Origin of the sequence: Plantibacter sp. MMLR14_011 (assembly GCF_001865025.1) — a bacterium.
In the GTDB taxonomy this organism is placed as follows: domain Bacteria; phylum Actinomycetota; class Actinomycetes; order Actinomycetales; family Microbacteriaceae; genus Plantibacter; species Plantibacter flavus_A.
Genome location: NZ_MJGW01000028.1, coordinates 182,887 through 205,454, shown reverse-complemented (window position 1 = coordinate 205,454; position 22,568 = coordinate 182,887). Strand labels below are relative to the sequence as shown.

Genomic DNA, 22,568 nt, shown 5'->3' with positions numbered 1-22,568 from the left:
GGTCATCCGTTCAGCATGGCGCTCAGCTGCTCGGCAGCCTCGCGGAGCATGGTCACGCGCTCCTCGGATTCCGTGGAGGACGGGAGCATGGTCGTGGTGCCCAGGACGGCCATGGCCGCCTGGACGTCGTCGGCGCCGAACACGGGCGCGGCCACCGAGGCCAGCCCGACCCGGCCGAGGTCCGCCCAGGCGATGCGATCGCGTCGCGCGAGGGCGAGCTCGGCGTACTCGCGCTGTGCTTCCGCCGGCGGCAGACCGGCGTGCAGGCGGGACACGACCGCAGGGTCGGACTGGAAGGCGAGGAGCACGCGCGACTGCGCGGCCTTGATCTCGAGCACCGTCCCGACCCGCACGGTCAGCACGATGGTGCCCTCGTTCGCCTCCTCGACGTGGCCGACGACGGCGCCGGAGCGGCCGAGGAAGCTCACGACCGCGGTGAGGCCCGTCCGATCGGAGAGCTGGCGGAGGAGCGAGGGGGCGAGGGTCATGATCTGCTGGCGCGTCGAGACGAGTCCGGAGAGTTGGTCGATGAGCGGGCCCGGGCCGTAGGAGGCGTTGAGGAACCCCGACGCCTGCATGGAGAGCAGGTATCGGTGCGCCGTCGTGCGGTTCAGGCCGAGTCGCTCGGAGACGAGCGTGGGCGAGAGGGTGCGAGTGTGCTGGTCGAACAGCGCGAGGACCATCGCCGCACGTTCGATCGACTGGATGGACCCGCGGTCGGCGTCGGGCAATGGGACCGGCTGGGTGATCCCCGCGATCGCGTCACTCATGTCACTCACCTCCTCGTCGAGGGTCGAAGCTGCTGGTGTCGATCAGTACAGCAGGTGTCTGTTCATAATGCAATCATCATTTTCGCATCATGAACAGCGCGTGTCGCTCGATCACCCTCTGGTTCCGCAACTTTCACTGGACACCGTGATCGCAATGTGCGTAATCTGAACTAAAAGTACGCAATCCGAACACAAGGAGGTTCTCGGATGCTCGCCACCGAAGACGCACTGATCCCGTCGCCCGCCCTGTTGAAGGTCCTGGACGGAGCCGTCGATCTGCACGTGCACTCCGGCCCCAGCCCGTTCCCTCGTCGGCTCAACCATGTGGAGGCGTCCTACGACGCGGCCCGCATCAACCTGCGGGCGATCCTCATCAAGTCGCACCACCACAACACCGTCATGGACCTGCTCGCCATGCAGGACCTCTTGAAGGACGCACCCACGCCGGCCTACGGCGGTGTCGCCCTGAACTCGGAGGTCGGCGGGGTCAACCCCTCCGCCGTCGCCGTCGCGATCCAGATGGGCGGTCGCGCCGTGTGGGGGCCGACGGTCTCCGCCGGCCAGCACATCCGAGCGCACAGTCACGACGACGGCTTCCCCACCGCGGGCTCGAACCTCGAGGAGCGGGAGGAGTCGATCTGGGCTGCGGACGGCAACGTCTCGGCCGAGACGGTCCGCGTCACCCAGCTCGTCGGCGAGGCCGGCATCATGCTCTCCGGCGGACACCTCGACGCCGAGTCGATGAAGGCGCTGTTCGCGACGGCGAAGGACAACGGCGTCACCCGGCTCCTCCTGCACCACCCGGACTTCATCGTGAACGCCTCCGACACTGACGTGGAGGAGATGCTGGGCTACGGCGCCTTCGTCGAGCACGAGATGTCGATGTACCACCCGGGCGTCCCCGCGCCCGGTTTCCCGATCAGCCGGCTGGTCGATTGGATCGAGAAGGTCGGTCCGGAGCGGACGGTGATCGACTCCGATCTCGGGCAGCTCACGAACCCTCTTCCGGTGGACGGGTACATCTACGTCATCCAGCAGTTGCTCGACCACGGGGTCGCCGAGCGCGACATCCGCCAGATGATCTGCCGGAACACGGCCTTCCTGCTGGGGCTCGAGGAGAGCAACTGATGCGCGCCGCCGAGCAGGTCATCATCAGTACAGCGGTCACAGGATCGGTCAACGTCCCCTCGCAGAGCGACCACCTGCCGCTCAGCGCCGACCAGGTCGTCGCGTCGGCACTCGAGGCGGTGGCGGCCGGCTCGGCGATCATCCACCTGCACGCCCGTCACCCCGACGGCCGCCCCGCGTGGGAGGCCGAGATCTACGAGGAGATCGTCCCACGCATCCTCGACGAGACCGACGTCGTCATCAACATCACGACCGGTGGTTCGTCGGCCATGACCATGGAACAGCGACTGGCCGGGGCGATGCGGTTCGCCCCGGAACTCGCCTCGCTCAACATGGGGTCGATGAACTTCGTCTACTCGGGGATCGCCGACAAGGTCACCGATTGGAAGCACGACTGGGAGCGCGAGTACGTGCTGAACACCTACTCGCAGCCTTTCATCAACTCCTTCGACCGCATCGAGCACACCCTGCGGGAGTTGGGCGACGGTCTCGGCACCCGCTTCGAATACGAGTGCTACGACATCGGTCACCTGTACTCACTCGCCCACTTCGCCGATCGGGGGCTCGCGAAGGCGCCCTTCCTCATCCAGGGCGTCTTCGGCATCCTCGGCGGGATCGGGGCCGACCACGAGAACCTCACGCACATGGTCGCGATCGCGGACAAGCTCTTCGGAGTCGACTACTCCTTCTCCGCCTTCGCGGCCGGGCGGGGGCAGATGCAGTTCGGAACGCACAGCGCGTGGCTCGGCGGACACGTCCGTGTCGGTCTCGAGGACAGCCTCTGGATCGGCAAGGGCGAGCTCGCGACGAGCAACGCTCAACAGGTGCGGAAGATCCGCGCCGTCGTCGAAGACCTGGGCAAGACGATCGCGACGCCCGCCGACGCCCGCCGCATGCTCCACCTCAAAGGGCTCGACCGCGTCACCCGCTGACCCGGTCCTCACACTCACGACGTCCTCCCTCTCACGCAAGGAACCCCCATGACGATGTATGCCAACGACGACATCCGCTCACGACTGGCCACGACGACACCCCCGTCCGCGTCGGCGGTCGATCCGGGCACTCCGGTGAAACCGTCGCAGTGGATCGCGTTCCATGACGTGGAACCCACGGAGACCAGTCCGGCCGGCGGTCGCACCTGGATCGCCAGAGCGGCCAACCTCGTGATCGCCTACTCCGACGCCCGCGCCGGGGACCGGCTCGCCCGCACCGGGCAGCCCGACGAGTACGCCGTCCTCCTGTACTCGGACAGCGCCGCGCTCCGGATCACGGCGGGAGCGACGGACGTCACGGTCGACGAGGAGGCGTTCGTCGTCGTCCCACCCGGCGACAGCGAGATCGAGGTCCTGGCCGACGGCCCGGTCATCCGCTTGTTCTCCACCCGCGCCGAGGACCTCCTGCAGCAGGCCTCGAACGCCGACGCGTACGCCGAACCCGACGAACGGGCCGCGCCACTCGTGCCGTGGCCCGACCCGGTCGGCGGCTTCGCGCTGCGGGTGTACCGCCTCGCCGACACCCCGATCGCCGAGGGACGGTTCGGCCGCATCTTCCGGACGACGAACCTGATGGTCAACTTCCTCGCGGAGGAGCCCGCGCCGCGCGACGCCCACAAGCTCTCGCCGCACTTCCACGACGACTTCGAGCAGATCTCCTTCGGGGTGAAGGGCCGCTTCCGGCACCACATCCGCTACCCCTGGGGACCCGACTCGGCCACCTGGCGCGAGGACGAGCACGCCGAGATCGGTACGCCGTCGATCTGCATCATCCCGCCGCCCACCGTCCACACCACGCAGGGCGTCGGTGAGCACCAGCAGCTGCTCGACATCTTCGCTCCACCGAGGGTCGACTTCTCGGCCTCCGGCTGGGTGTTGAACGCCGACGACTACCCGGCCGCGTGACCATGACGACCAAGCGCTCGAGCCGGTTCCGCGCCGCGCTCGCCGACCCCTCCGGACCCGCCCTCGGCACCTGGGTGAAGCTCCCCGCGATGGAGAGCATGGAGCTCGTGGCGCTCGCCGGTTTCGATTTCGCGGTCATCGACCTCGAACATTCGCCGTTGAGCATCGAGACGGCCTCGCAGCACATCGCGGTGGCCTTGCTGGCCGGGGTCTCACCCATCGTCCGTATCCCGTCGCTCGACGGCGGGATCGTCCAGCGGGTGCTCGACGCCGGTGCGGAGGGGATCATGCTCCCGCACGTGGACTCGGTCGAGCAAGCAGAGGCCGCCGCAGCCGCCGTCCGCTTCCCACCCCTCGGTACGAGGGGGGTCGGCAGTACGAGTCGGGCCGGTGCCTGGGGTGCGACCTCACGGGAGGAGTACCTGCGGTTCGGGCAGGAGGAGGTCGTCCTGATCGCCCAGATCGAGAGCGCCGCCGCTGCACGGGCCGCCGGCGCGATCGCAGCCGTCGCCGGTGTCGACGCCCTCCTCATCGGCGCCGCCGACCTCTCCACGAGCGAGGGCCGCAGCGAGACGGACCCGGTCGTCGCCGCGCTCATCGCCGATGCCGTCCGCGAGACCGTCGCGGCAGGGAAGCCCATCGGCAACGCGGGCGGTGCGTCGGCGGCAGCCGTCCGGGCCTCCGTCGACGCCGGCTACCGCTTCACGGTGATGAGCAACGATGCCAGTCTGCTCGGAGGCGCGGCGTCCGCGGCGGTGCAGGCGGGCCGAACGGTGCGGTACGCCTGATGACCGCAGGACACCTCTGCTCCCGATCCGACCGACTCACCGCACGCAGCTCGCAACCCATCCGCTGGAAGGACTCCTCATGACCACAGCAGCCACCACGACCCAGCAGCCCCTCCTCGCAGGCAAGGTCGTCCTCGTCATCGGTGCGAGCGCCGGGATCGGTGCCGACGCCGCGCGGGTCTTCGCGCGGCACGGTGCCTCCGTCATGCTCGTGGCGCGGACCGCAGGACCGCTCGCGGCGGTGACCGAGGACCTCATCACCGCCGGGTTCGACGCCGCGTCGACCACCGGTGACATCAGCGTCGGTGCCGACGTCGCGCGGATCGTCGACGCCACCGTGGAACGGTTCGGCAGGCTCGACGGCGCGTTCAACAACGCGGCGCTCACCCAGGCCGGTCGCCTGGACGAGGTGACCGAGGAGGACTTCGACCGCATCCTCGCCGTCAACGTGAAGGGCGTGTGGCTGTGCATGCGCGAGGAGCTCCGCGTCATGCGGGAGGCCGGAGTCGGCTCGATCGTCAACGTCAGCAGCATCGGCGGACTCCGCGGCAGCTCCGGCATGGGCGCCTACCAGGCCACGAAGCACGCCGTGATCGGCCTCACCCGCACGGCCGCACACGACAACGGGCCGCTCGGTATCCGCGTGAACGCCCTTGCGCCCGGACCGACCGAGACACCGATGCTCGACCAGACCCGCGCCGCCATCCCCGGCGGGGTGGAGGCGCGGATCGCCGCGACGCCACTCCGCAAGGCCGGGACGGGCGCCGAGGTCGGCGAAGCTGCCGCCTGGCTCCTGAGCGACCTCGCGAGTCACACGAGCGGCGTCGTCCTCCCCGTCGACGGCGGCTTCAGTGCCTGACGCCGATCACCGACCGCCCGCCCGACCCGCACCCATCGACCAGACAGGATCCCCCGCATGACCGAGACCGGAACCCTCCGGCTGCCGCCCCGCATCCACGTCGGCTTCGGCGTCCGCCACCAGCTCCCGGTCATCATCGGGGAGCACGGGAGGCGGGTGTTCGCCGTCGTGGACCCGTTCCTCGCCGGTTCACCCGACTTCGTCGCGATCGTCGACGCGCTACGAGCCGGCGGGTCCGAGGTCGTCGTGTACACCGACGTCCTTCCGGAACTCCCGGTCGACTCGCTCACCGAGGCCGGTGTCGTCGCCGCGGCCTTCGCTCCCGACGTCGTCCTGGCCTACGGCGGGGGCAGCGCGCTCGACGCAGCGAAACTCGTCGCCGTGCTCGTCGCACACGGCGGGGTGCTCGCCGACTACTACGGCGAGAACAACGTGCCCGGACCCATCCTCCCCATCGTGGCCGTACCGACGACCGCCGGGACGGGGTCCGAGGTGACGCCGGTCGCGGTGATCTCCGACCCGGACCGGGAGATGAAGATCGGTGTCTCCAGCCATCACCTCATCCCGGTCGCGGCGGTGGTCGACCCGGAGCTGACGATCGGGGCGCCGCCCTCGGTCACCGCGTACGCCGGCATCGACGCGCTCGTGCACGCCCTGGAATCGTTCACGGCAGCGGACCTGCCGCTCGACTGGGCGTCTCAGCTGCCCGTCTTCACCGGACAGAACCTCTTCGTCCGGCACCTGGCGCTCGAGGCGATCCGACGGATCGCGCCGAACCTGCCCCGGGCCGTCGCCGACGGGACGGACCGTGAGGCCCGAGAGGAGGTCGCTTACGGCAGCCTGCTCGCCGGCATGTGCTTCGGCCCGACCGGCACGCACCTCTCGCACGCGGTGCAGTACCCGGTCGGTGCGATCACCAAGACGCCACACGGGCTCGGTACCGGGCTCATGATCCCCTACGTCCTCCAAGCGTGCGTGCCCCTCATGCCTGAGCGGCTCGCAGCCATCGGCGCCGCCCTCGGTGGGACCGAGTCGGACGTGCGGGCGGCCGCGCAGGACGCCGTGGACCGGGTCGCCGAGCTCTGCCGCACCATCGGTATCCCGACGAGCCTCGCCGAGATCGGCGTCCGGGCCGACCAGCTGCCGCGCATCGCGGAGCTGACGCTGCAGTCGAAGCGACTCGTCGACATCTCACCGATCGGCTCCGACCCGGAGCTCATCGACACCATCCTCCAGGCCGCCCACGCCGGCGACCGATCAGCCCTCCGAGCAGACACGGACGCACGATGACCACCACCACACCAGCCACGACCCTCAGCACCACGCGGACGGAACCGATCGCGCAACTCTTCATCGACGGCGCCTGGCGGCCCGGTTCCGACGGAGGGACCTTCCCCGTCGTCGACCCCGCCGACGGCAGCACGATCGCCGACTTCGCCATCGCGACCCGCGAGGACTGCCTCGCCGCCGTCGAATCCGCCGCACGCGCCCAGACCTCCTGGGCAGCGACGTCCCCGCGGGAGCGCAGTGAACTGCTCAGGGCGGCCTACGAGCTCCTCACCGAGGAGGTCGAGACGCTCGCCGAGATCATGATCCGGGAGAACGGCAAGTCCTACCGCGACGCCATCGGTGAGGCGAACTACGCCAAGGAGTTCTTCCGGTGGTTCGCCGAGGAGGCCGTGCGCATCCCCGGCGACTACCGACTCTCCCCGAGTGGCGACAAGCGGATCGTCGTCGACCGGCAGCCGATCGGCGTCTCCCTCCTCATCACCCCGTGGAACTTCCCCGCCGCCATGGCGACGCGCAAGCTCGCGCCCGCGCTCGCCGCCGGATGCACGGTCATCCTCAAACCTGCGCGGGAGACGCCGCTGGCCGCCGCGTTCGTCGTCGACGTCCTTCGCCGGGTCGGCTTCCCGCCCGGCGTCGTGAGTCTCGTCACGCCCGTGCCGACCGGCCCGATCGTCGCGGAGATGCTCGCGCACCCGGCTGTGCGGAAGCTGTCCTTCACGGGATCGACGGAGGTGGGGCGGGAGCTCCTGCACGCCTGCGCCGACACCGTCGTGAGCGCATCGATGGAGCTCGGCGGCAACGCGCCGGTCGTCATCCTGCCGGGGGCGGACCTGGAGCTCACCGTCCGCGAAGCGCTGCTCGCCAAGATGCGGAACGGTGGGTCCGCCTGCACGGCGGCGAACCGGTTCTACGTCCACACGAGTGTCCATGACGCCTTCGTCGCTCGGATGGCCGAGGCGCTGGCGGAGGTCCGGGTCGGACCTGGACTCGACCACGACAACGACCTCGGAGCGCTCGTCTCGGTCCACGAACGGGACAAGGTGGCCGGGCTCGTCGATGGGGCGGTGCGCGATGGTGCCACCGTGATCCAGGGCGGCCGCAGCTCGGAGGACGGGGCGTTCTACGACGCGACGCTCGTGACCGGTGTCCGCCACGGATCGGAGATCACGACCACCGAGATCTTCGGACCGGTCACCGCCGTGGTGCGGTACGACGACATCGACGAGGCGGTCCGCATGGCGAACGACACCGTGTTCGGGCTCATGGCCTACGTGTTCGGCGAGGAGCGGGAGGCGGTCGCGGTCGCGCGCCGCCTCGAGGCGGGCATGGTGGCGATCAACCGCGGCGTCGTGAGCGACCCGGCGGCCCCGTTCGGCGGCGTCAAGCAGAGCGGACTGGGACGCGAGGGGTCGAGCGAGGGGATCCTCGAATTCCTGGAGGAGCAGTACATCGCACTGACGGCGTAGCGGGGGCAGGCTGGCGGCGTCGGGAGCGATACGGCATCGTGGGAGGCCGGACCTGCTCTCGACAGCCGCGTCCACTTCCACCTCCGCCACGCACCGAGGAGCTCACGCATGACCGACCGCATCCTGACCACGCACGCCGGGAGCCTGCCGCGCACGCCCGAGCTGACCCGGCTGCTCGTGGCCCGCGACCAGCGGCGGCCGTTCGACGGGGCCGAGCTGGAGGAGGTCACGGCGGATGCGGTGGCCTCGACGGTCGCCGCACAGCTCGCCACCGGTCTCGATCTCATCAACGACGGCGAGGTGCCGCGCGTCGGGTTCTCGACCTACGTCCTCGAACGCATCGAGGGCTTCGGCGGGGCAGGGCACCGCAAGCCGACGCTCGATTCCGTGCGGTTCCCGGACTATGCGGCGTTCCAGGCGAAGCAGATCGTCGAGGGTGCGGACGTCGCGCGGGTGTGGGATCCGCCGATGGCTCAGGGGCAGCTCGTGTACGACCCCACGCTCGCCGGCATCACCGCCGATCTGGACGGCTTCGAGCGGGAGCTCGCCGTGCAGGCGGACCAGGGACGCACACCTGCCGGCACCTTCTTCTCGGCGGCGACGCCCGGAATCGTGTCGACGACGCTGCTGCTCGACGCCGCGAACCCCTTCTACGGCGACGACCGCGCCTACGTGTTCGCGCTCGCCGAGCAACTGCGGATCGAGTACGAGGCGATCGTCGCCCGAGGTCACGTCCTGCAGCTCGACGCCCCGGACCTCGCCATGGAGCGGGTCATCCAGTTCGGTGACGCGACGCTCGAGGAGTTCCTCGCGGCCGTGGACCTGCACGTCGACGCGCTCAACCACGCCATCCGGAACATCCCCCGCGAGCAGGTCCGGCTCCACGTCTGCTGGGGCAACTGGCAGGGCCCACACCAGGACGACGTCCCGGTCGACGTGCTCCTCCCGCACCTCTACCGGGCACGGGTCGGTGCGTTCAGCATCCCGCTCGGCAACCCGCGGCACCAGCACGAGGCGCCGGCGTTCCGCGAGCATCCGCTCCCCGAGGGCGCGCTCCTCATCCCGGGGGTCGTCGACGTGACCACCAACTACCTGGAGCACCCGCAGGTCATCGCGAACCGCATCGTGGAGGTCGCCGAAGCGGTCGGTGACCCGACGCGCGTCATCGCGGGCACCGACTGCGGGCTCTCCACCTTCGCGAGTTACGAGTTCGTCGCGACCGATGTCGCGTGGGCGAAGCTCGGTGCGCTCGTCGAGGGCGCTGCGATCGCGTCGAAGCGGCTGTTCGGCGCCTGAGTCCTCGGCTCGGCGTCGCGCTCAGACGGTGATCGACGGCTCGTCGCTCACCGAGAGCGTGAGCACGGCCTTGCCGATGAGGTCGTCCTGCTCGAGGTCGCCCTCGAGTCGGCGGAGCTGGCGCGCGACGTCGTTCTCGCGGTCGTCACCGACGAGGTCGACCGACGCGACGAGGAAGAGGCGTTCCGGCCCGCTGAACTCGAGGTACAGCGCCGTGACCCGTTCGATCTCCGGGTGCGACAGGAGCGCGGTGACGGTCTGTGCGCGGTACGCGGGGCTCGGTGAGGCTCCGAGAAGATAGCGCCGGTTGCGGTTGATGAGCAGCAGCGCGACCCCGCCGAGCAGGACACCGATCGCGATCGAGCCGATCGCGTCCCACACCGGGTCGCCGGTCACCTGGTGGAGGCCGATGCCGGCACCGGCGATGATGAGGCCGAGCAGTGCTGCGGAGTCCTCGAAGAACACCGAGCGGAGCGTCGTGTTGGAGCCGTTCACGATGTAGTCGAAGAAGCCGCGGCCGTACTTCCTCGCCGTGCGCCGGCCCTCGAGGATCGACTGGGTGAAGGAGAAACCCTCCAGGAGGAAGGCGACACCGAGCACGAGGTAGCTGAGGGCGTAGTCCTCCATTGCCTCCGGTGCAGTGAGGCTCTGGATGCCGTGCTGGATCGAGACGACCGCACCGACGGTGAAGATCCCGAAGGCGGCGAACAGCGAGAAGATGTACGCGTCACGGCCATAGCCGAGCGGATGTGCGGCGTCGCGTCGCTTGTCGGCCCGTTTGTCGGCGATGAGGAGGAAGATCTCGTTCCCCGCGTCGGCCCACGAGTGCGCGGCCTCGGCCAGCATCGACGCCGACCCGGTGAGCGCGGCGACGATGGACTTGGCGATGGCGACGATGACGTTGGCCAGGAAGGCGATCACGACGGTCATGCGCCAACGCTACGCCCAGCCGGGGTGCGCCGCGTACGCCCGGACATCCGGACGACCGCGGTCAGGGCCTCAGGACTTCAGGACGCGCAGCGCGGAGCCCTTGTGGGCGGCCTTCGCGCCGGTCTTCTCGGACTCCACGATGAACGCGGGCTCGTCCTTCGACGCCGTGAAGTGCTGGCCGTCGAACTGGAAGTCCGCGGTCTTCCGCTCGACGACCTTCCCCTGCGTCCGCCCCTGCGAGGTGCCCCACGACACGCGGTCGCCCACTCGTACGTCTGCCATGCTGCCTCCTCGGCGCTCACACGCCGCGAGCGAGCGACGTGTGAGCGAGGATGCCAGCGTGACGGCGGCCGCACAAGCGCTTGCGTCGCGCGAGGGAAAGGGGATATCCCCCGGGCTCCGCGAGCCCCGCAGGTCTAGCGTGTCCCCATGGCCTCGTTCACCCCGGGAAGACCCCGACTCGCGCTCGGCATCGGCATCGTCGGAGTCGTACTCGGGGTGGCACTCATCCCGGTCGCCGTCGCGAACGCCCACGGCGAGCACGGCTTCCATTTCTGGTGGATCGTCATCGTCCCGATCTTCGGCGGCCTGTACTTCGGTGTGGCCGGAGCCGTCGCGCTCCGCAACCGCCGCTGAGGTCCGCGGCGGCCCCAGGCGTCCCTGGAATCTCGCGTACCGTTGGCGGGATGAATGACGCCGCCGCGACCGATGAGCACCGCAGGACGGCTGCGCACGCCTACAGCGCGCTCGGCTGCCTCCTCCTCGACGCCGGCACCTCCGTCACCGACGTCCGGGACTCCCTGGAGCGCGCCACGGTCGCATCGGGCGACGAGGGTCTGGCCTTCTCGGTGCTGCCGCAGCTCATCATCGTGAACGACGTGCGCACCGGTGCGGTGCTCGCGGCCGGCAACACCCACGGCGAGCTGTCGTTCCGCGGCGCGGCGCGGGCGAACCGGCTCATGCGCGAGCTCGAGCTCGGACACTGGCCGGTCGGTGACCTGCCGGCCCGCATCCAGTCGATTCGGGAGACGCCGCGCCCGCATGCGTCGATGCACTGGGTGGTCGGGAACCTGCTGCTCGCGGGAGGGCTCGCGCTGCTGTTCCGCTGCCCATGGTGGGCGATCGTCGCATCGATGCTCGTCGGCGCCTTCGTCGGCCTGGTCATCACCCTGCTGGCACGGTGGCGGGGAGCGGTCGCGATCGCCCCGTTCGTGACGGCGTTCGTGTCGACGACGCTCGTCGGGACGCTCGCATCGGCCATGGATCTCGGCCCAGTACCGCTGTTCGCCGTCTGCGCGCCGATCGCGATCCTCGTCCCCGGCGCACTCATCACCAACGCCCTGCTGGAGTTGACGGCGACCGACATCGTGACGGGCTCGGCACGCCTGATGTACGGGCTCATCGTGCTCGCCTTCATGGCGGCCGGAATCTCGGCCGGGGCGCTGCTCACCGGCCTGTCGATCGACCCCGAATCGACGGCGCTCGTGGGTCAGGTCGTCCGTGGGAGTTCGGACCTGGTCGGGTGGGAGTCGGTCCCGCCGCTGTGGTTCACGTGGATCGGCGTCGTGATGCTCGCGGCCGGGATCGGGATCGCGTTCGGCTCGGGCCGCTCCCTGACGCTGCTGACCATCTGCGTGATGGCGCTGACCTACGCGGGCATCGTCCTGTTCGCCCCGCTCGTGGGGAACGCGGTCGCGACGGGGCTCACCGCCGGGCTCGTGTTCGTCGTCGCTCGCATCGTCGAGCGGTACTCGGCGGCGGTGCCGTCCAACGTCACGTTCCAGCCGGCCCTCCTCATGCTCGTGCCGGGCACCGTGGGACTCGTGTCGCTCGCGACGCTCGAGGGCTCAGCGGTCACGGCGGCGCTGACGGTCTTCATCAGCCTCTGCGTCGGCGTCAAGACGGCGGCGGTCCTGACGGGGGTCGTCATCCCGCCGGTGCGTGCGACCGCCCGTCCCTGAGTCGCCCGGAATGGTCCGACACGGTGCCGAATTCGTGCAGACTCGGGCGAGTCAGCGGCTCCGCGCTGCCCGCGCTCGCGCCTTGATCGCGACGATGACCTCGGTCTTCGCGTCGGCGTAGTCGTTCATGTCGTCCCAGGGCCTCCCGAGCAGCTCCCGCTTGGTGCGCTCGTACAGCGCGCGGTCGTCGGCGTCGGACCGCAGGTGGTCGCGGAGGAGGAGGTACTCGCCGATCTCCGGCGCGCCCTGCTCGTAGAGGTGCACGTGGACGTCGCGCTCCGGCGTCCGCACCATCCGATGGCGGGGTTCACGGACGCGCAGCACGTAGCCGGCGGCCAGCAGGGGGTCGAGGTAGTCCTCCTCCGCGGTGATGTCCTCCACGGCGACCACGATGTCGACGATCGGCTTCGCCGCGAGTCCGGGCACCGAGGTCGAGCCGATGTGCTCGATATCGACCGTACTGGTCCGGCCCGCGTTCGTCTCGAGGGCCTCGATGATCCGTTGCCGGTGCTCCCGGTACCGTTCGGGCCACTCCGGGTCGGCCTCGTGCAGCTCGACCCGGACCGGCTCGGGGCCTCCGACCAGCTCGAGCGTCGTGACGTCCGGGCGGCGGGGGCGTCGGCGCAAGCCGCTCTGGATGGCACGGATGTTGTCGCCGAGCACTCCCGAGGCCAGCAGCCCGGTGCCGAGCGGACCCGAGGAATCCGTGCCGAGCGCCGGCAGGAGGCGGAGCGCCGACCGGACCGCGTCGCTCAGGTGGTCGAGCTGCCAGGCGATCTCGGCTGCGCCTGCTCCGGCCTGACGCAGCTCGGCGGCCTTCACCGCATAGGCGGCGGCGCCGAGCGCATGGGCTCCCATGTGCGCGACACCCGCGGCCTGCCCGGCCGACCACGCGGCGGCCTTGGCGGCGGGTGAGGACACCGCCTGCGAGGCCCGGTTGGCGACGAAGCGTCGGCGGATCTCCCCGGCGGTGTCGAGGTCGCCGGCGGCGAACGCGCGGGCGCGGGCGATCGCGTCACGTGGGCGATCGTCGTCCGGCGCCTCCGCTTCGAACAGCGGCAGGACCCGCTCGGCGCAATCGGCGGCCCACGAGGCGACGAGACGGCGGTCGGCTTCACTGAGTGACTGCGGCGAGAGCATGTTCCACCCTCGCACACCCGCCGGGTCCACCGTGGGGTGTCACCGGTTACGGCGATTGGGCCGCGAAGCGCTGGGGCCTCCTCCGTCAGGCGACCTGGACGCGCTGGTCGCCAGAGACGTACTCGATGACCAAGCCGCCGCCGACGGCCTCGAGGTACTTCCGGATCGTGCCGATCTTCGCGTTGTCGAGGTCTCCATGCTCGATCTTGGAGACCTGGCGCTGTCCGACACCGATACGCTCTGCAAGCTGAATCTGCGTCAGACCCATTGCTTCACGCAGTTCCCGTAGCTGATGCGCTCGGATCTCACCAAGCATCCGGGTTTTGTGAGCATCCACGCGTTCGCGGTCGACGGGGCGCTCCGCGAGAAGCTGCTCACGTGTCAGAGCCATGATGCTCACTCTCCTTGGGACTTCATTCGTTGTACGTGGGCGTCGAACAAGTCGTCTGCGACAGGAATGTTCTTCGTGTACCAGGACTTCCAGTTGCCGGCTTTGTCGCCGGCAACCAGCAGAATCGCCTGCCGACTGGGATCGAAGGCGAACAGTATCCTCAGTTCGGATCGCCCTGACGAGCCTGGCCGCAGCTCTTTCATGTTCTTGTGTCTGGAGGCCTTCACCGTGTCTACGATCGGACGACCCAGTTGAGGGCCGCGCTCCTCGAGCAGCTCGATCGCGGCGATGACCTGCTCGTAGGAATCCGAGTCGAGAGACGTCAACCAATGTTGTATCGGTTCGAGGTTCACGCTCCACGCAGGTTCAGTTTAGACCCTACGAGGTCTGCATGCAATGCATGCCGCGCCTGGCGGCGTGACGGACCAGACGGCGGTCGGCTTCACTGAGTGACTGCGGCGAGAGCATGTTCCACCCTCGCACACCCGCCACGCTCGCCGTGTGGGCTGCCGGGCTAGCGTAGAGGAATGGCCGCTCTGAACCTGCCCGTGATCTCCTGCAGCCTCGATCCGTCGAGTCGGAGCCGGACCCTCGCTTCGGCGAGCAGCGAGCTCCTGCGCGAGCAGGGTCATGACTCGTCCGTCATCGATCTGGCCGAGATGGAACTGCCGCCGTTCGACAACGATCGGGTCTTCGAGAGCCCTGCGTTCCGTCGACTGCATGCATTGATCACGGCTGCCGACGGCGTCGTCCTCGCATTCCCGGTCTACAACTGGGCACCGGCCGCGACGGTGAAATCGCTCATCGAGGCGACCGGCGCGACCGGCGAGGACGGCAGGGTCGCCGCCTGGTTCGACAAGGTCGTGACCTTCGTCTGCGCCGCCGGCCTGCCGCACAGCTACATGGCGACCGCCACGCTCGGGCAGTCGCTCATGCTGGACTTCAAGTGCGTCATCAACCCGTACACGGCCTACCTGTCGGAGCGGGACTGGGAGCGTCCCGACGTGCTGAAGGCGGACCGCGCCGAGCGGCTCGCCAAGACGATGACCGTACACGCGGAGCTGTCGGGGCTCCTCGCCGAGCGGAGCTACCGCTCGGTCTGGGAAGTGTGAGGGCGGAGCGCCACGGTCCCGCGCCTCACAACCGCACGACGAGCTTGCGGGCTGAGACGCCGCCGTGGAGTCGGTCGAGGGCCGGCTGGATCGCTTCGAGGCCTTCGCCGACCACCTCGGGGGCTGGCGCGCAGACGTGTCGTCCGTCGGCGAGCGCGCCCGGCAGGTAGTCCTCCCACAGCATCGGCCCGACCTCGTTGGTCATGAGCGAGCTGCCCCACACGTACCGCGCCGAGATCCCCGCCCGACGGGCACGGATCTGGAGCGCGACGTTGGCCGCCACGAGCCGGGTCATGGTGCGGACGAACGTCAGACTCGGGCCGGCCCGACGCGGCAGCGACCCGAACGACACCGACGGGCTCGCGAGTGCGACGCGGCGTGCCCCGGTGGCGGTGGCGACGGCGACGGCGGGTTCTGCGGAGCCGGTCCCGACGGCGAGGACCCCGACGACCGAGGAACCATGGAGGGCGCTGACGAGATCCGTCACGACGTTCGGGCTGCGGTAGTCGAACACGAGGTCGGCACCGAGCTCGCGCATCCGGTCGTGGTTGTGCGGCGAGGCGGTGGTCGCGACCCGGTGGCCGGAGGCGACCGCGAGCTGGATGGCGTTGCTCCCGACGCTTGTTGCGCCGCCCCAGATGACGACGGTCGTCCCGGTGGGTGTGGGGTGCTCCGAGGGGTGGGGGAGTGCGAGGTGGTCGCGCTGGAAGAGGGCGGTCGCGGCCGTGGAGATCCCGAGCGGTAGGACGACGGCGTCTTCGTCTCGCAGACCGTCCGGGATCGGGGCAGCAAGGTCCGCCCGCACGACGGTGAACTGCTGGAACCCGCCCTCGGCGTCATGGCGCCGACCGCGCTCCATGCCGACCGCGTAGGCCACGACGCGGTCGCCCACGGCGAAGCGACGGACGTCCGACCCGACGGCCACGACCTCGCCTGCGACGTCCTCACCGAGCACGGCGGGCACCGGCAGCCACCGGTACATGAGGTTCCCGGTCCGCTGCTTGACGTCGTCGAGCGGGTTCACCGCGACCGCACGGTTCCGGATGAGGAGTTCGCCCGGGCCGGGTTCATGCATCGCGGCGGTGCCGACGACGAGGTCGGCGCGAGGTCCTGGCAGCCAGGCTGCGGTGTTCGTCGGCATGGGGTCTCCAGGAAGCATGCGGGTGGATGTCGTGATGACGACATGATGTGCCATCACTCTACACCTGACGACACGACGTGTCATCGGCTATCCTGATCGCATGGCACGCTGGGCACCCGACGCCGCTCTCCGACTCGAGAGCGCTGCGATGGCGCTGTTCGCCGAGCGGGGCTTCACGGCGACGACCGTCCCGGAGATCGCCGAAGCCGCCGGGCTCACCACCCGCACGTTCTTCCGCCACTTCGCCGACAAGCGCGACGTGCTCTTCCTCCGCGAGCGAGAGCTCCCGACCGTGGTCGGACGGCTGGTCGCTGCGGCGCCACCAGGACTCGACGCGCTCGCGCTCGTGATGTCCGGCCTCGAGACCGTGGCTGCCGGCGAGCTGCAGCGCTGGCGGGACGACATCGCCGCCCGCCGCGCCATCATCCGGTCGGAGCCGCAGCTGCGCGAGCGGGAACGGCTGAAGTCGGCGGTCCTCACCGACGCGATGCGCGACGCCCTCGTGGAGAGTGGTGTCACGTCAGCCGACGCGGCGCTCGCCGCGTCCATCGGTTCGGCACTCTTCGACGCCTCCCTCGAGCAGTGGCTCGCCGGACCGGACGACGTGCTCCTCGTCGACGTGCTCCGTGCGATGCGCGCCCGACTGGGCGAACTCGCGGGTCGCTGATCACCAGGGCGTCGACCGAGCGAGGTTCGGCGCGCCCCGGCCCGGTTCACGCCGACGTGACCCTCCTCACTCGTGCCGACCGACACCCGGACAGGCTGGCGCCTGGGCGAGCCACCAGGCTGCGATCGCCCGGTCAGCCTCGCTGGGGTCGCGTGGTGCGTCCAGCTCGTCGTCGGCACTCCCGCACGGCTGGGCCGTGAAGCCGGCGATCCGCGGATTGTCAGCGCTCATCGTGAACGAGATGGTCGTCTCCGAGGTGTTCGCGAGCGTCGTCACCTGCTGGTAGGCCGCCCACTGCGGACTCGCCTGCAGCTCCGCGAGGGGCGCTCCTCCGAGTCGCGCGTCCTCGAGGAACGCGACCGCGATGCGGAGCTCATCGGGCCGGTCGCGGCCGCGATCATGCTGCTGCCCGTACCAATCGATGGCTGTCACCGAGCCCCCGACGGGTCCGAGGGCGGCGGTCGTCCCCTCGATCGCCGCGATGGTCTCCAGCACGGATGTCGGTACCGGCAGGCCCCATGCCAGGACGTGCACGCCTGCGGATCCGGGGTCGGGGTTGGTCAACACGAGCGAAATGTCCGCGGACGCCAGCGGCTTCGGGAGCTCTGCCTGGAACCCGCCCACCAGTCGCGCGGCATCCGTCGGCGTCAGCGGGTCGGCGTACAGGAACAAGACCTTGAGCTCGGACGATGCCGGCCGGTTCTCGCGGGCGGAGATCGCGATGAGCTCGACCTCGACTGATGCGACCTGGACCGCATCGACCGCGACCGGATCGGGGTCGGCCGCCCAGTCGCGCCAGGCCGTCACGGTCGCGTCGATCGTCTTCCGCGGTGCACCGGTGTCGAATGTGACCGAACCACCCGCGGCATCCTCCACGATCACCTCGCCGGATTCCTTGCCATCGGTCGACCGGGCAGCCGCCGTCGCGACGTCGGTGTAGGACTCGGGCGGAGCGCCGTCGTCCATCTCGACGGTGATCCTGGCGTTGTAATACGTCTCCAGCCCGCCGCCGTTCGACGCTTCGACCGTTCCGGTGACGTCCGCCACATCGGGCAGGCCCTCGACGGCCTCGATGATCGACGCTCGTGCCGCGTCGGCGCCGGCGCTCGAACCGCATCCGGTGAGCAGAACGGCGGTTGTGATCGCGCCGAGTCCGACGGCGATCGCCCGACGTGCGTTCCGGCGCGCGCGGGCGCCTCGTGATTCCCCCATGCAGGGAGGCTATCGCGACGCCGCGCTCGTCGTCCGGCGGGCGGCGGGGCCTCCGATGGTCGAGGATGGAGCCATGCCGAACCGGGAATCGTCCACCGCCAACCCGTACCGGATGAGTCGACGGCGCATCACGACGTGGACTGGCGCGCTCATCGCCTCCGTGGTGCTGCTCGTCGTCGTCGCTATCGTCTTGGCCGCCATCGGCGGCGACAGTGCAGAGTCCTGGGTCGCGATCGTCCTGTTCGTGGCGTTCGGCGTGCCCGTCGCTGCGGCAGCGGTTCTGGGCGGGTTGGCGATCGCCTCATGGGGGTGGGTGGCCGGCACGGTGTTCGGTGTGGGGTGGCTGACGCTGCTCGTCGTCGTCGTGAACAACGGGTTCCATCTGCTCTTCGACGGTCAGGCCGTCGGGCCCGTGATCTATGACGAGGCGATCTGGCAGGTCGTCGGGGTCGCCGGACTGGTCGTCGGCGGGGTGCTGTTCTTCGTCGCCGGCTGGGGGAGTGGGGTGCCGATGTGGATCGGTGGACCGGCAGGCGGCGTCGACGTCTCGCGCCGGAAGCGCTCGGGCGAGGGGGACGCGGTTGTGCCGCCATCGAAGCGCAAGCCGCGCACGAAGCCGAAGCGCCGCTCGAAGCAGCAGCGACGCCGCTGATCGGCCGAGGTGATCACGGAGTCGACCGCTCAGTCGCCGCCGCCCCCACCGCCCCCGTCTCCTCCGCCGCCGGAGTCGCCACCGCCGCCGCCGTCCCAACCGCCGGAGTCGGAGCCGCCGTGGTGGCCACCGCCGTGGTGACCGTCGCTGCCGACGATGAACGGCATGCCGGAGTCCGACGTCGTACCACCGCGATGCTTCGACCCGCCGGCACGTCGTCCGGCCTGCACGGTGATCGTGACGACGATGACCGCGACGACGGCGAGGACCACGATCATGATGACGGTTGAGCTGTCCATGGCTCGACCGTAGCGATGTCCGACGGCTGTCGCATCACCCGCGCGGCGAGTATCGGCGTCAGGCCGGACCTCAGCGCCTCGGGATCGTGGAACCGCGGAGGACGAGGCGGCCCGGCAGATACTCGACACCCTGCGCGACGTCCGTGCCCTCGATCGCCTCGAAGATGCGGGTGGCGGCGAGTCGGCCGAGCTGTTGCAGGTTCGCGTCGATCGACGACAGCTCCGGCCGCGAGTTGGTGGCCAGGATCTCCCAGTTGTCGAAGCTGACGACGGCGACGTCGCTCGGGACGTCGCGCCCGAGGTCGCGGACGGTGTCGAGGACGCCGCGGGCGATCTGGTCGGAACCGGCGACGATGCCGTCGATCTCCGGGTGTTGTGCGAGCAGCAGCGCCGCCGCATCGCGACCCCAATGCTCGGTCCACTCCGAGAACATCGGCGTGCCGACGAGGTCCAGACCCGCCGCGGCGAGGGCGTTCTGCACGCCCGTCACGCGGTCCCTGGCCGCCGCGTACTGCGGTTCGCCCGTGATCATCGCGATGCGGGAACGGCCGCACGCGATGAGGTGCTCGACGGCCAGGCGCCCGCCGTCGCGGTTGTCGGGGGTGATCGACACGTCGGTCGGGTCGTCGGACGGCGCGTAGGCGTAGACGACCGGGACGGGCAGTTTGTGGCCGAGCGAGGGGCGTGGGTCCGTCGTGCGGCCCACGACGATGATGCCGTCGACGCGCCGGGTGAGGAGCGCGTTCAGGTGGTGCTGTTCGCGGATGGCGTCCCCGCGGGCGTCGCACAGGAACACGTTCACCTGCCCGGCGCCGAACGCGTCCTCTGCGCCCATGAGGATGGGGATGACGAAGCGGCCCTCGAGGTCGCTCGTCAGGAGGCCGACGGTGCCGGTGCGCCCGTTGATCAGGCTCCGGGCGAGTTCGTTGGGGGTGAAGGCGACCTCCTTCGCGGCGTCGAGCACCCGCTGTCGCGTCTTCGGGGCGACCTCGCTCCGTCCGTTGATGGCCTTTGAAGCGGTGGCCATCGAGACGCCTGCGATCCGGGCGACGTCGCCCAAGGTCGCCGCTCGGCCGGGGGTACCGGTCACCGAAGCACCGACATCACTGTCTGGCATTGCTCCCCCTCTTCGTTTCCGAAACGTTACCGGACTTCGCTCTTGACGCTACACCGATCCCAGGCTAGCTTTACCGAAAGGCGTTTCGATAGTTTCGAAAACCTCCCATGTACCGCCGGGCCCGACCGGTCCGCTCAACGATGAGTCAGAGGAGTCACCATGCGCAGCACGCACACCAGACGGATGCAGCGGGTCGGAGGGGTGTTGGCCGCCAGCGCCCTCCTCGTCGGCCTCGCCGCCTGTTCCTCCGGGGGCGGTGGCAGTTCCCCACTCGCCAGCGCCGGGCCCGAGGGCGTCGACGATGGATCCGAGCTCACGCTCTGGACCCGCGCCCCACTCGAGAAGCAGGCGAAGCTCCTCGTCGAGGCCTACAACGCCTCGCACGAGAACCAGGTGAAGCTCACCGTGGTCCCGAACGACGACTACGTCGCGAAGGTCGGTGCGGCGGCCGGCTCCGACAGCCTCCCCGACCTGTTCGCCGCCGACATCGTGTACGTCCCGAACTGGGTCGAGCAGGGCCTGTTCCAGGACCTCACCGCGAACATCGACGGGCTCGACTTCAAGGACGAGATCAACCAGGGCCACCTCGCCGCCGGCACTTCCGACGGCAAGGAGCACGTCCTCCCGTTCGTCCTCGACCTCTCGATGCTGTTCTGGAACAAGGAGCTCTACAAGGAGGCCGGGCTCGACCCCGAGCAGGGCCCGACCACGCTGGCCGAGTTCGCCGAGGATGCGAAGGCCGTCCAAGCCCTCGACAAGCCCGACACCTACGGCACCGCGACCGGCCTCAACTGCGGCGGTTGCCTCGTCTTCACCTGGTTCCCCAGCGTGTGGGCCGACGGCGAGCAGGTCATGAACGAGGAGGGCACCGAGTCGCTCCTCGCCGAGGACGGCGCCAAGGAGGTCTACAGCACGTGGGCCGACCTCTGGAAGTCGGGCGCCGTGCTCCCGTCCTCGAAGGACGAGGCCGGACCCACCTGGACCGCCGGCTTCACCGAGGGCAAGGTCGGCGTCATGCCGTACCCGGCGACGCTGCTCTCATCCACCCCGTTCGACGTGGGCGTGTCCGGCATCCCGGGCCCGAAGGGCGGCGACTCGACCTTCGTCGGCGGTGACGGGATCGGCGTCTCGAAGGACAGCAAGAAGGCCGCACAGTCGTGGAACTTCCTCAGCTGGCTGATGTCCGAGGACGCGCAGGTCGGTGTCCTCGCGAAGGACAACGACGTCGTCTCCCGCTCCGACCTCGCCGAGAACGAGTACTCGAGCAAGGACCCGCGCCTCGTCACGATCAACGAGGTCGCCTCGAAGGGCGACACCCCGTACTCGCTGAACTTCCAGGAGGCCTTCAACTCGCCGACCAGCCCGTGGCTGACGCTCGTGCGGAACGCGGTCCTCGAGGGCTCCGACACGGTCGACGCCGACAACGACGCGATCACGGACGTGCTCTCGCAGTAGTCCGATCCGCCGGTGCGCCGCCGCATCCCTCACTGCGACGGCGCACCGGCACCAACTCGTCTTGAAAGGTCCACCCATGAGTACCACCCTCGCCAGACGAGGCCCGACGGACTCGGTCGGTGCCAGGAAGCGTCGCGCCGTGCACGCCCGCACCGGCTGGTTGTTCGCGCTCCCCACCGCCGTGTTCGTCATCCTCCTGTTCCTCGTCCCGCTCGGTCTCGTGTTCCAGATGGCCGCCTCCGACTGGCCGCTCCTCGGTGGCAACCAGGGGTGGAACCTCCCCGAGAACTTCCCCAAGGCGATCGACAACCGGTTCTTCCTCGACTCGGTGGTCTTCACACTCAAGTACACGGCCATCGCGACGGTCCTGCTCATCGGCCTCGGCCTCGGCCTCGCGCTCCTCGTGCAGGAGTCCAGCCGGTGGAAGGGCTTCCTCCGCACCGCGTTCCTCATCCCGAGCGCCCTCGGCCTCGCCTCGGCGTCACTCCTCTTCTACGTGCTGTACTCGCCGATCGCGGGCCCGTTCGCCGACCTCACGAAGGCCATGGGTTTCACCTTCCTCGGGACCCCGGACGCGGCGCTCTGGTCGACGGTGTTCCTCATCGTCTGGCGCTTCGCCGGGTTCTACATGCTGCTCATGCTCGTGGGCCTGCAGGGCATCCCGGAGGAGGTCTACGAGGCGGCGCGCATCGACGGTGCATCCCGCTGGCAGACCTTCCGCGACATCACCGTCCCGCTGCTGAAGCCGACCCTCGCCCTCACGACGGTGATGTGCGTCACCGGCTCACTCCTCGCGTTCGAGCAGTTTTACATCCTCACCAAGGGCGGTCCCGACAACAGCACGATCACCATCGTGCAGCTCATCTACAACGTGGCGTTCCAGGGCCCGAACAACCTCGGCGTCGCCGGCGCGCTGTCGGTCATCGTACTCGCCGCGCTCATCGTCATCAACATCGTGCAGATCCGCGCGTTCAGCAAGAAGGTCGAGGACTGAGC

The 22,568-nt window shown here is 69.6% G+C and carries 25 protein-coding genes; 15 read left to right on the top strand and 10 right to left on the bottom strand.

Annotated elements, in window-relative coordinates:
* Positions 1-2: 2 nt before the first annotated feature.
* Positions 3-770, bottom strand: a complete 768-nt coding sequence (locus BIU99_RS12235) for an IclR family transcriptional regulator (RefSeq protein ID WP_071261432.1) — start codon at positions 768-770, stop codon at positions 3-5.
* Positions 771-977: 207 nt separating this feature from the next.
* Here BIU99_RS12235 and BIU99_RS12230 point away from each other — a divergent pair, with 207 nt between their 5' ends.
* The 8 genes from BIU99_RS12230 (at position 978) to BIU99_RS12195 (ending at position 9,495) form a co-directional block, all read left to right on the top strand.
* Positions 978-1,898, top strand: coding sequence for a DUF6282 family protein (locus BIU99_RS12230; RefSeq protein WP_083397325.1), 921 nt, complete (start codon positions 978-980; stop codon positions 1,896-1,898).
* On the top strand, positions 1,898-2,830 hold the full coding sequence (locus BIU99_RS12225; protein WP_071261430.1) for a 3-keto-5-aminohexanoate cleavage protein: 933 nt from the start codon (positions 1,898-1,900) through the stop codon (positions 2,828-2,830). The genes BIU99_RS12230 and BIU99_RS12225 overlap by 1 nt, the downstream gene beginning before the upstream one ends.
* Positions 2,831-2,878: 48 nt before the next feature.
* Positions 2,879-3,796: a hypothetical protein gene (locus BIU99_RS12220; RefSeq protein WP_083397324.1), complete on the top strand. Its 918-nt coding sequence runs from the start codon at positions 2,879-2,881 to the stop codon at positions 3,794-3,796.
* A gap of 2 nt (positions 3,797-3,798) precedes the next feature.
* A complete protein-coding gene (locus BIU99_RS12215) occupies positions 3,799-4,584 on the top strand; it encodes an HpcH/HpaI aldolase/citrate lyase family protein (protein WP_071261429.1) in 786 nt (261 codons plus the stop codon).
* A 79-nt stretch (positions 4,585-4,663) separates the two neighbouring features.
* Positions 4,664-5,443: an SDR family NAD(P)-dependent oxidoreductase gene (locus BIU99_RS12210; protein ID WP_071261427.1), complete on the top strand. Its 780-nt coding sequence runs from the start codon at positions 4,664-4,666 to the stop codon at positions 5,441-5,443.
* 57 nt (positions 5,444-5,500) lie between these two features.
* Positions 5,501-6,733 (top strand): iron-containing alcohol dehydrogenase, encoded by a 1,233-nt coding sequence (locus BIU99_RS12205; protein WP_071261426.1) that lies wholly within the window; start codon positions 5,501-5,503, stop codon positions 6,731-6,733.
* Entirely contained in the window at positions 6,730-8,199 is a 1,470-nt protein-coding gene (locus BIU99_RS12200; RefSeq protein WP_071261424.1) for an NAD-dependent succinate-semialdehyde dehydrogenase, read from the top strand. Before BIU99_RS12205 ends, BIU99_RS12200 begins: the two co-directional genes overlap by 4 nt.
* Before the next feature lie 108 nt (positions 8,200-8,307).
* Positions 8,308-9,495, top strand: coding sequence for a cobalamin-independent methionine synthase II family protein (locus BIU99_RS12195; RefSeq protein WP_071261422.1), 1,188 nt, complete (start codon positions 8,308-8,310; stop codon positions 9,493-9,495).
* A gap of 21 nt (positions 9,496-9,516) precedes the next feature.
* Here BIU99_RS12195 and BIU99_RS12190 read toward each other — a convergent pair whose 3' ends face one another.
* Together BIU99_RS12190 and BIU99_RS12185 are read right to left on the bottom strand one after the other, a co-directional pair.
* The gene (locus tag BIU99_RS12190; RefSeq protein WP_064295386.1) at positions 9,517-10,425 is read right to left on the bottom strand and encodes a cation diffusion facilitator family transporter; all 909 of its coding nucleotides are present in this window, start codon (positions 10,423-10,425) and stop codon (positions 9,517-9,519) included.
* Between the two features lie 69 nt (positions 10,426-10,494).
* Positions 10,495-10,707, bottom strand: coding sequence for a DUF2945 domain-containing protein (locus tag BIU99_RS12185; protein ID WP_064295385.1), 213 nt, complete (start codon positions 10,705-10,707; stop codon positions 10,495-10,497).
* 147 nt (positions 10,708-10,854) lie between these two features.
* Here BIU99_RS12185 and BIU99_RS12180 point away from each other — a divergent pair, with 147 nt between their 5' ends.
* Both BIU99_RS12180 and BIU99_RS12175 read left to right on the top strand, forming a co-directional pair.
* A complete protein-coding gene (locus tag BIU99_RS12180) occupies positions 10,855-11,061 on the top strand; it encodes a hypothetical protein (protein ID WP_071261421.1) in 207 nt (68 codons plus the stop codon).
* 50 nt (positions 11,062-11,111) lie between these two features.
* On the top strand, positions 11,112-12,386 hold the full coding sequence (locus BIU99_RS12175) for a threonine/serine exporter family protein (RefSeq protein WP_071261419.1): 1,275 nt from the start codon (positions 11,112-11,114) through the stop codon (positions 12,384-12,386).
* Positions 12,387-12,437: 51 nt separating this feature from the next.
* Here the strand turns inward: BIU99_RS12175 and BIU99_RS20415 are convergent, their stop codons facing one another.
* The 3 genes from BIU99_RS20415 to BIU99_RS12155 form a co-directional block, all read right to left on the bottom strand.
* Complete coding sequence (locus BIU99_RS20415) at positions 12,438-13,526, bottom strand: GrpB family protein (RefSeq protein ID WP_083397323.1); 1,089 nt, start codon at positions 13,524-13,526, stop codon at positions 12,438-12,440.
* 85 nt (positions 13,527-13,611) lie between these two features.
* Complete coding sequence (locus tag BIU99_RS12160) at positions 13,612-13,917, bottom strand: helix-turn-helix domain-containing protein (RefSeq protein ID WP_071261530.1); 306 nt, start codon at positions 13,915-13,917, stop codon at positions 13,612-13,614.
* Between the two features lie 5 nt (positions 13,918-13,922).
* Positions 13,923-14,270, bottom strand: coding sequence for a type II toxin-antitoxin system RelE/ParE family toxin (locus BIU99_RS12155; protein WP_071261417.1), 348 nt, complete (start codon positions 14,268-14,270; stop codon positions 13,923-13,925).
* A 174-nt stretch (positions 14,271-14,444) separates the two neighbouring features.
* Between BIU99_RS12155 and BIU99_RS12150 the strand changes: the two genes are divergently transcribed.
* A complete protein-coding gene (locus BIU99_RS12150) occupies positions 14,445-15,029 on the top strand; it encodes an NADPH-dependent FMN reductase (RefSeq protein WP_083397322.1) in 585 nt (194 codons plus the stop codon).
* Positions 15,030-15,054: 25 nt separating this feature from the next.
* Here the strand turns inward: BIU99_RS12150 and BIU99_RS12145 are convergent, their stop codons facing one another.
* A complete protein-coding gene (locus BIU99_RS12145; RefSeq protein WP_071261416.1) occupies positions 15,055-16,170 on the bottom strand; it encodes a zinc-binding alcohol dehydrogenase family protein in 1,116 nt (371 codons plus the stop codon).
* A gap of 100 nt (positions 16,171-16,270) precedes the next feature.
* Between BIU99_RS12145 and BIU99_RS12140 the strand changes: the two genes are divergently transcribed.
* Positions 16,271-16,837, top strand: a complete 567-nt coding sequence (locus BIU99_RS12140; protein ID WP_071261415.1) for a TetR family transcriptional regulator — start codon at positions 16,271-16,273, stop codon at positions 16,835-16,837.
* A gap of 66 nt (positions 16,838-16,903) precedes the next feature.
* Here BIU99_RS12140 and BIU99_RS12135 read toward each other — a convergent pair whose 3' ends face one another.
* Positions 16,904-18,049: a hypothetical protein gene (locus BIU99_RS12135; RefSeq protein ID WP_071261414.1), complete on the bottom strand. Its 1,146-nt coding sequence runs from the start codon at positions 18,047-18,049 to the stop codon at positions 16,904-16,906.
* A 73-nt stretch (positions 18,050-18,122) separates the two neighbouring features.
* Here BIU99_RS12135 and BIU99_RS12130 point away from each other — a divergent pair, with 73 nt between their 5' ends.
* On the top strand, positions 18,123-18,701 hold the full coding sequence (locus tag BIU99_RS12130) for a hypothetical protein (RefSeq protein ID WP_139205424.1): 579 nt from the start codon (positions 18,123-18,125) through the stop codon (positions 18,699-18,701).
* Positions 18,702-18,730: 29 nt separating this feature from the next.
* On the opposite strand, the gene BIU99_RS19970 is transcribed toward BIU99_RS12130, so the two are convergent.
* Together BIU99_RS19970 and BIU99_RS12120 are read right to left on the bottom strand one after the other, a co-directional pair.
* Entirely contained in the window at positions 18,731-19,000 is a 270-nt protein-coding gene (locus BIU99_RS19970; RefSeq protein WP_175484387.1) for a hypothetical protein, read from the bottom strand.
* A gap of 70 nt (positions 19,001-19,070) precedes the next feature.
* A complete protein-coding gene (locus BIU99_RS12120) occupies positions 19,071-20,117 on the bottom strand; it encodes a LacI family DNA-binding transcriptional regulator (protein ID WP_071261412.1) in 1,047 nt (348 codons plus the stop codon).
* Between the two features lie 159 nt (positions 20,118-20,276).
* On the opposite strand from BIU99_RS12120, the gene BIU99_RS12115 reads away from it, so the two are divergent.
* Together BIU99_RS12115 and BIU99_RS12110 are read left to right on the top strand one after the other, a co-directional pair.
* Positions 20,277-21,572, top strand: a complete 1,296-nt coding sequence (locus tag BIU99_RS12115; protein ID WP_064295792.1) for a sugar ABC transporter substrate-binding protein — start codon at positions 20,277-20,279, stop codon at positions 21,570-21,572.
* 76 nt (positions 21,573-21,648) lie between these two features.
* Entirely contained in the window at positions 21,649-22,566 is a 918-nt protein-coding gene (locus BIU99_RS12110) for a carbohydrate ABC transporter permease (protein WP_064295793.1), read from the top strand.
* Positions 22,567-22,568: the final 2 nt, after the last annotated feature.

Coding starts and splice junctions, on each gene's coding strand:
- BIU99_RS12220 (WP_083397324.1), top strand. CDS start 2,879: ATGACGATGTATGCCAACGACGACATCCGCTCACGACTGGCCACGACG.
- BIU99_RS12120 (WP_071261412.1), bottom strand. CDS start 20,117: ATGCCAGACAGTGATGTCGGTGCTTCGGTGACCGGTACCCCCGGCCGA.
- BIU99_RS12140 (WP_071261415.1), top strand. CDS start 16,271: ATGGCACGCTGGGCACCCGACGCCGCTCTCCGACTCGAGAGCGCTGCG.
- BIU99_RS12110 (WP_064295793.1), top strand. CDS start 21,649: ATGAGTACCACCCTCGCCAGACGAGGCCCGACGGACTCGGTCGGTGCC.
- BIU99_RS12190 (WP_064295386.1), bottom strand. CDS start 10,425: ATGACCGTCGTGATCGCCTTCCTGGCCAACGTCATCGTCGCCATCGCC.
- BIU99_RS12210 (WP_071261427.1), top strand. CDS start 4,664: ATGACCACAGCAGCCACCACGACCCAGCAGCCCCTCCTCGCAGGCAAG.
- BIU99_RS19970 (WP_175484387.1), bottom strand. CDS start 19,000: ATGGACAGCTCAACCGTCATCATGATCGTGGTCCTCGCCGTCGTCGCG.
- BIU99_RS12130 (WP_139205424.1), top strand. CDS start 18,123: ATGCCGAACCGGGAATCGTCCACCGCCAACCCGTACCGGATGAGTCGA.
- BIU99_RS12235 (WP_071261432.1), bottom strand. CDS start 770: ATGAGTGACGCGATCGCGGGGATCACCCAGCCGGTCCCATTGCCCGAC.
- BIU99_RS12135 (WP_071261414.1), bottom strand. CDS start 18,049: ATGGGGGAATCACGAGGCGCCCGCGCGCGCCGGAACGCACGTCGGGCG.
- BIU99_RS12180 (WP_071261421.1), top strand. CDS start 10,855: ATGGCCTCGTTCACCCCGGGAAGACCCCGACTCGCGCTCGGCATCGGC.
- BIU99_RS12215 (WP_071261429.1), top strand. CDS start 3,799: ATGACGACCAAGCGCTCGAGCCGGTTCCGCGCCGCGCTCGCCGACCCC.
- BIU99_RS12200 (WP_071261424.1), top strand. CDS start 6,730: ATGACCACCACCACACCAGCCACGACCCTCAGCACCACGCGGACGGAA.
- BIU99_RS12175 (WP_071261419.1), top strand. CDS start 11,112: ATGAATGACGCCGCCGCGACCGATGAGCACCGCAGGACGGCTGCGCAC.
- BIU99_RS12150 (WP_083397322.1), top strand. CDS start 14,445: ATGGCCGCTCTGAACCTGCCCGTGATCTCCTGCAGCCTCGATCCGTCG.
- BIU99_RS12225 (WP_071261430.1), top strand. CDS start 1,898: ATGCGCGCCGCCGAGCAGGTCATCATCAGTACAGCGGTCACAGGATCG.
- BIU99_RS12145 (WP_071261416.1), bottom strand. CDS start 16,170: ATGCCGACGAACACCGCAGCCTGGCTGCCAGGACCTCGCGCCGACCTC.
- BIU99_RS12115 (WP_064295792.1), top strand. CDS start 20,277: ATGCGCAGCACGCACACCAGACGGATGCAGCGGGTCGGAGGGGTGTTG.
- BIU99_RS12230 (WP_083397325.1), top strand. CDS start 978: ATGCTCGCCACCGAAGACGCACTGATCCCGTCGCCCGCCCTGTTGAAG.
- BIU99_RS12185 (WP_064295385.1), bottom strand. CDS start 10,707: ATGGCAGACGTACGAGTGGGCGACCGCGTGTCGTGGGGCACCTCGCAG.
- BIU99_RS20415 (WP_083397323.1), bottom strand. CDS start 13,526: ATGCTCTCGCCGCAGTCACTCAGTGAAGCCGACCGCCGTCTCGTCGCC.
- BIU99_RS12195 (WP_071261422.1), top strand. CDS start 8,308: ATGACCGACCGCATCCTGACCACGCACGCCGGGAGCCTGCCGCGCACG.
- BIU99_RS12205 (WP_071261426.1), top strand. CDS start 5,501: ATGACCGAGACCGGAACCCTCCGGCTGCCGCCCCGCATCCACGTCGGC.
- BIU99_RS12160 (WP_071261530.1), bottom strand. CDS start 13,917: ATGGCTCTGACACGTGAGCAGCTTCTCGCGGAGCGCCCCGTCGACCGC.